The 5,399-nt window shown below is 44.7% G+C and carries 2 protein-coding genes and 4 pseudogenes; 4 read left to right on the top strand and 2 right to left on the bottom strand.

Annotated features, from left to right (window positions below; all coding sequences use genetic code 11):
* Positions 1 to 202: 202 nt before the first annotated feature.
* From NXS07_RS18410 to NXS07_RS18400, 3 genes and pseudogenes are all read left to right on the top strand, one after another.
* Positions 203 to 409, top strand: a pseudogene (locus NXS07_RS18410) (DDE-type integrase/transposase/recombinase); the annotation flags it as partial.
* 287 nt (positions 410 to 696) lie between these two features.
* Complete coding sequence (locus NXS07_RS18405; protein ID WP_258087357.1) at positions 697 to 1,914, top strand: AAA family ATPase; 1,218 nt, start codon at positions 697 to 699, stop codon at positions 1,912 to 1,914.
* A complete protein-coding gene (locus NXS07_RS18400; RefSeq protein WP_238127175.1) occupies positions 1,904 to 2,875 on the top strand; it encodes a ParB family protein in 972 nt (323 codons plus the stop codon). Before NXS07_RS18405 ends, NXS07_RS18400 begins: the two co-directional genes overlap by 11 nt.
* Positions 2,876 to 3,120: 245 nt before the next feature.
* Here the strand turns inward: NXS07_RS18400 and NXS07_RS18395 are convergent.
* Positions 3,121 to 3,461: pseudogene (locus NXS07_RS18395) on the bottom strand (DDE-type integrase/transposase/recombinase).
* Between the two features lie 450 nt (positions 3,462 to 3,911).
* Here NXS07_RS18395 and NXS07_RS22270 point away from each other — a divergent pair.
* Positions 3,912 to 4,220 (top strand): annotated as a pseudogene (locus tag NXS07_RS22270) (transposase); the annotation flags it as partial.
* 454 nt (positions 4,221 to 4,674) lie between these two features.
* Here the strand turns inward: NXS07_RS22270 and NXS07_RS18385 are convergent.
* Positions 4,675 to 5,283: pseudogene (locus NXS07_RS18385) on the bottom strand (IS6 family transposase); the annotation flags it as partial.
* Positions 5,284 to 5,399 lie beyond the last annotated feature (116 nt).

Raw genomic sequence — 5,399 nt, 5'->3', positions numbered from 1 at the left:
TTCGGCTCAGGGGCATCGTTTGGAACTCGCGCAAAAACCGGGAAGTTTACCTGAAGTTCCGTTAATGCGACAGAACCAAGGACAATATCCGCAAGAACCGGAATGTCCGCTTTCACCCGCCGAATTTTTCTATCAACTCGCTGCATAAAAAATAATCGTATTCATCTTTTGATGCACTTTCTCTGCTAATGCGACAGAACCAAACAAATACCTCAATCATCTCATTGAACAAGATCATCGAAACATTAAACATCGGATACGGCCGATGTTAGGCTTTAAATCATTTCGCCGATCCCAAACGATTTTAGCGGGGATAGAGCTCGTTTCGATGCTGCGTAAAGGGCAATACTCACAACCCGAAGATAAAACATTGTCACCGGCAGAACTGTTTTATCGATTGACTGAATAAAGAGCAACCAACTCCACATTGATTCAGACTTTCTCTGTTAGTGCAACAGAACCTTATTGTCTCTGCACAACTATAGCACAAAAATGATAATTCAACGGATAAAAACTTGGCGATTTTACCCTGAAATTAAAAAATAGAATATTTTAAATATCAATTAATTATACATACAATTACGATGGCGAAGTTTCAAATTAAAATATTATTTTTTTGAATAGTGCATATTTACAAATATACTTGTATGTAGGATTATTGCCGAAATTTAAAAAACCTACATATGTGGTGAAATAATGAATGATGCATATAAACAATTAGATAGAGTTGCTGAGCGCTCCGTGCGCTTATTACAGTCCTTAACCGAACAGATCCAGACTCAGAAAGAAGAGTTAAATGAAACATCGTATTACCAAGTGTATTCAAAAGCTGCAGTAGCGAAACTGCCAAAATTAACGCGTGCAAGTGTTGATTATGCTGTCAGCGAAATGGAAGAGCAGGGTTATGAATTCGAGAAACGCCAAACAGGCTCCTCTTCCAAATACGCGATGACACTTCAGAACATCATTGACCTCTATCATCATCGTGGTGTACCAAAGTACCGTGATCGCTACTTTGGAGAATTCACTTTTTTTGTCGGGAACCTGAAGGGTGGCGTATCCAAAACCGTCAGTACAGTATCACTGGCTCATGCCCTGCGCACGCATCCGCATCTTATCTATGAAGACTTAAGAATATTGGTTATTGACCTGGATCCCCAGGCATCAGCAACGATGTTTTTAAACCACGAGCAATCTATCGGTTCTGTGGAGACAACCTCCGCACAGGCCATGCTGCAAGATGTAAGTCGCGAAGAATTGCTGGCTGAGTTCATCATACCTTCTGTTGTGCAAGGCGTAGATGTCATTGCAGCTTCAATTGAAGATGCATTTATTGCTTCACGTTGGGAAGAGCTATGCGCAGAGCATCTACCAGGCCGAAATATCTATACTGTTTTAAGAGATAATATCATCAGTAAAATCAGCAAGGATTACGATTTTATTTTCGTAGATAGCGGCCCACATCTCGACTCATTTTTATCTAACGCTATCACAGCGGCGGATATCCTAATGACACCAATTCCACCCGCTCAGGTAGACTTTCATTCAACACTAAAGTATCTCGCTCGACTGCCTGAATTGGTTGAATTGATTGAGTCAACAGGTGCGTCAACAAGCTTGATGGGCAATATTGGGTTTATGTCTAAGCTATTAAACAAAACGGACCACAAGCTATGCCATAGCTTGGCAAAAGAGATTTTTGGTGGTGATATGCTTGATTTCTCTCTACCTCGCCTTGATGGGTTCGAGCGGTGTGGCGAGTCATTTGACACAGTAATTTCGGCAAACCCTTCAACCTACATAGGAAGCAGTGAAGCATTGAAGAACGCTAAAAATGCCGCAGAAGACTTTGCCAAGTCAGTTTTTGATCGTGTTGAATTTTTAAGAGCAAACAGAGGTAATCATGCAAAATAAAAGAAAAACAATCGGTAGAATACTTAGCACTGAATCATTACCGGAGTCTTCAAAGGTGAAAGGCACAGAACAACGCTTTACGTTGTCGTCAGGTAAAACAGCTGTGTTCCACCAGGAGCACATTCCAGCGGATAGGCTCGAAGCACAGACCATAGTCCAGTTCTCAGTTAATGGCCGTGACCAGAGCGCACTCACTGAAGAATCGCTGAGTGACATCGTTCGAACAATTAAACTTCAGCAATTTTTCCCAGCGATCGGACGCAAAGTTGGTGACAAGATAGAAATCCTCGACGGCTCGCGTAGACGTGCTGCTGCCTTGTATTGCAAGATCGGCTTAAATATCCTTGTTACCAATACCGATATTAGCAGTGAAGACGCCAGACAGCTGGCAGCTGACATCCAAACAGCGAAAGAGCATAATATTCGTGAAATCGGCCTGCGCCTGATACAACTTCGCGATGGTGGCATGACCCAAAAAGAGATCGCTGCATCGCAAAAAATGTCTCCTGCAAAAGTAACCAGAGCCATACAGTGCGCCTCAGTTTCCAATGATATGGTGGCGATTTTCCCGATCCAATCCGAGTTGTCATACCCTGATTATAAATTGCTATTGGACATTGATGTTTTCATCAAGAGCAACAATCTCTCTATAAATGATGTGGTAAATGATGTGCGTGAAGGTGTTGCTCAGATGGGGAACAGCGACCAAATTGCGGCAGATGAAATGAAAAACCTGATACTTAAGTTCTTTAAGCAAATCACCAGTAAATTAGCGACTAAAAACGACTCAACCAAAGCACAGATAAGCCCGATCTGGGAGTTTAAGGAAAAGGATGTTTTCGCCCGTAAGCGCGTAAAGGATAGGTCCATTAGCTATGAATTTAATCGGGTTCCTAAAGCTTTCCAGGAAGAGCTGGAGAGAATGATTCAAGTCGTATTACGCAAGCATTTCAATGAATAATTCGCCAACGAGATTTCACGCCTAACAATTTGATTTTATAGGTTTTTAATTTATTATTTCAGAGTGAAATCGCCAAATTTTCATCCATTAAATTATCATTTTTTGTGATGTAGTGTGCAGAGACAATAAAATTTGGGTTGTGTTGCATTACTGGTTGAAAGTTATCATAAAGTCGGTTAGCTGATTTTTTAGGCTGCTAGCCGATAGAATGGTTGTGCCGATGACAATCCTTGCCCTTGTGGATGTTAAAACTGCCCTTTGCGTATAATGTGCACCCATTCAATTCCTGCCAGCAGGGTCTGGGCTCTTCTGAACGAGCCGAACCCAAGCATCGCCCGCACCCGTCGTTTGATGTTTCGGTGGTCTTGCTCTATCAGATTATTCAGGTATGTGTTTTGCCGTATTTTGATGTGGTTTTTCTTCTGCTTGCCCGCATTGAGGCCGTCCACCGCCGCTTTATTGGCTCCGCTTTTATCAAGGGTCACGACCTCTGGTGGCGAACGCCCTTGTTGAAAAAGCGACGGGCGGCATCGCTGTTCCGGTTGGCGGTCAACAAGAAGTCTACCGTATTGCCAGCAGAGCCCACTGCCCGATAAAGAGAGCGCCACTGGCCTTTAATGTTGAGATAGGCTTAATCCATCCGCCCCCGCCGCCCCACGGTGCGCTTGTGTTGGCGGAACGCCTTATTCTGCAAAGGGGTTAACTAATGACCCAGTGATAAAGGGCCGAATGATCAACGACAATACCCCGCTCAGCCATGATTTCTTCAAGATCGCGCAGGCTGAGCGAGTTTGGGATCGTTATCGCTCAGGGGATAAGACAGTTTGCCGTACGACTGCCCGAGATTCTAGAGGATGCCAGTAATAGCTTGCCAGATACCTTCAGGCAACTGCTCCAGCGGTTGGGTGAACACTTGAAGGAGCTTGATCGTCAGGTTACGGAACTGGAACAGGACATTCAACATTGGCATCGTGGCAATGCAGACAGCCGACGATTATCGGAAATACCCGGTATCGGCCCGATAACGGCCAGTGACCTGACGGCATGGCGGGGTCTGGTCCCCCGACAACATTCGAGTGGGGGTAAGTCAACCTTGCAGGGGATCAGCAAACAGGGTGACAATTACTTTCGGACACTGTTGATCCATGGAGCCAGGGCGGTGGTACGGTACGTAAAAGAGAAAACCGGTTGAACAGAAAACTGGCTGAATAGTCTGTTGTCGAGACGTAATACTAATGTTGTTGTGGTGGCGCTGGCGAATAAAAATACCCGGATTATCTGGGAGTTGCTGGTGCATGGCAGGGAGTTTGAGGCAGATTATGGGAACCCGGAAACAAGCGACTAAAGCCATAAAGTGCAAATGAAGGGAGTCCATATAAAAGCAGTTTCCAAAGGTTGCACGGGCAATCGAGAAGTGATGGCAAGACAGGTCGGACCGTGATCAGGAAACTCTGGTGTCGTGCAAGCGCTCATAGCGCGCCGAAATGATAAGAGCCTAGTCAGCGAATTCCATCAGGGACAGAGGCGACGGCCTCAACTAAAGTCCGGATGTATGGCTGCAATCTTAACCTAGTTTTGGTCATGACAAATGATTATTTGGCAAACAAGGGGCGTCCATGTATGCACGTTAATGCACCAGAACCGTGAATTTACCCTGGCTAGGTGTGGTTCCCCGGACGCTTACTATATTTTATTAATGCATTAATAAAAATATTATGGCCGGCCTGATGATACTTTTGCTGGTTCTGTCGCATTAACAGAGAGATCGCGAGCAAAATCATCTTGAGTGATTTTTACGCAAGTTCAATCCCGGCTAACAGGGTCTGAGTCCCCCTAAAGTTTTTGAATCCCAGCATAGGACGTGTTCGCCGTTTGACGTTGCGATGATCCTGTTCAATCAGGTTATTAAGGGACTTATTCTGTCTGATATTAATCGGCTTATTTTTCGGTTTTTCTTTGTTTATTTCGTCCTACGCCGCTTTATTGGCACCGCTTTTATCAAGAGTTACCCCGTCAGGTTGTCCATGTTGACGCATCGCCTTTTTGAAGAAACGCAATGCCGCTTTTTTATCCCGATGTGCGGTCAGCAAAAATTCAACCGTATTACCATCTGAGTCTACAGCCCGGTAGAGGTAACGCCATTGTCCTTTGATTTTGATATCGGTTTCATCCATTCGCCACCGACGCTCAACTTCGGGCTTGCTCCGCCGATAACGTTTAACGATCAACAGAACCCAGCGATGAACCCAACGAGAGAGCGTGGAATGATCAACGGCAATCCCGCGCTCAACGAGCATTTCCTCGAGATTACTTAGGCTTAGCGAGTAGGCCAGATACCAGCGAACGCACTGAGCGATAATATCAACAGGATAATGCAGGCGTTTGAACACATTTCGGATAAGGGACATCGTTCTGGATTCGCTAAAAAATAGAGAGCTTACCTGATGGGTTCTGTCGCATTAACAGAGAAAGTTTGTGCTGAGGTGGGAATGATGACTCTTTATGCAGTTAATCGATAAAACAG

Origin of the sequence: Xenorhabdus bovienii, from assembly GCF_024721015.1 — a bacterium.
GTDB lineage: Bacteria > Pseudomonadota > Gammaproteobacteria > Enterobacterales > Enterobacteriaceae > Xenorhabdus > Xenorhabdus bovienii.
Note: the sequence above shows the minus strand (reverse complement) of the source record. Positions and strands in the feature narration are given on the sequence as shown.

What these genes read in the sequence shown, in the direction of transcription:
- NXS07_RS18400 (WP_238127175.1), top strand. Translation starts at nt 1,904, where the DNA reads ATGCAAAATAAAAGAAAAACAATCGGTAGAATACTTAGCACTGAATCA.
- NXS07_RS18405 (WP_258087357.1), top strand. Translation starts at nt 697, where the DNA reads ATGAATGATGCATATAAACAATTAGATAGAGTTGCTGAGCGCTCCGTG.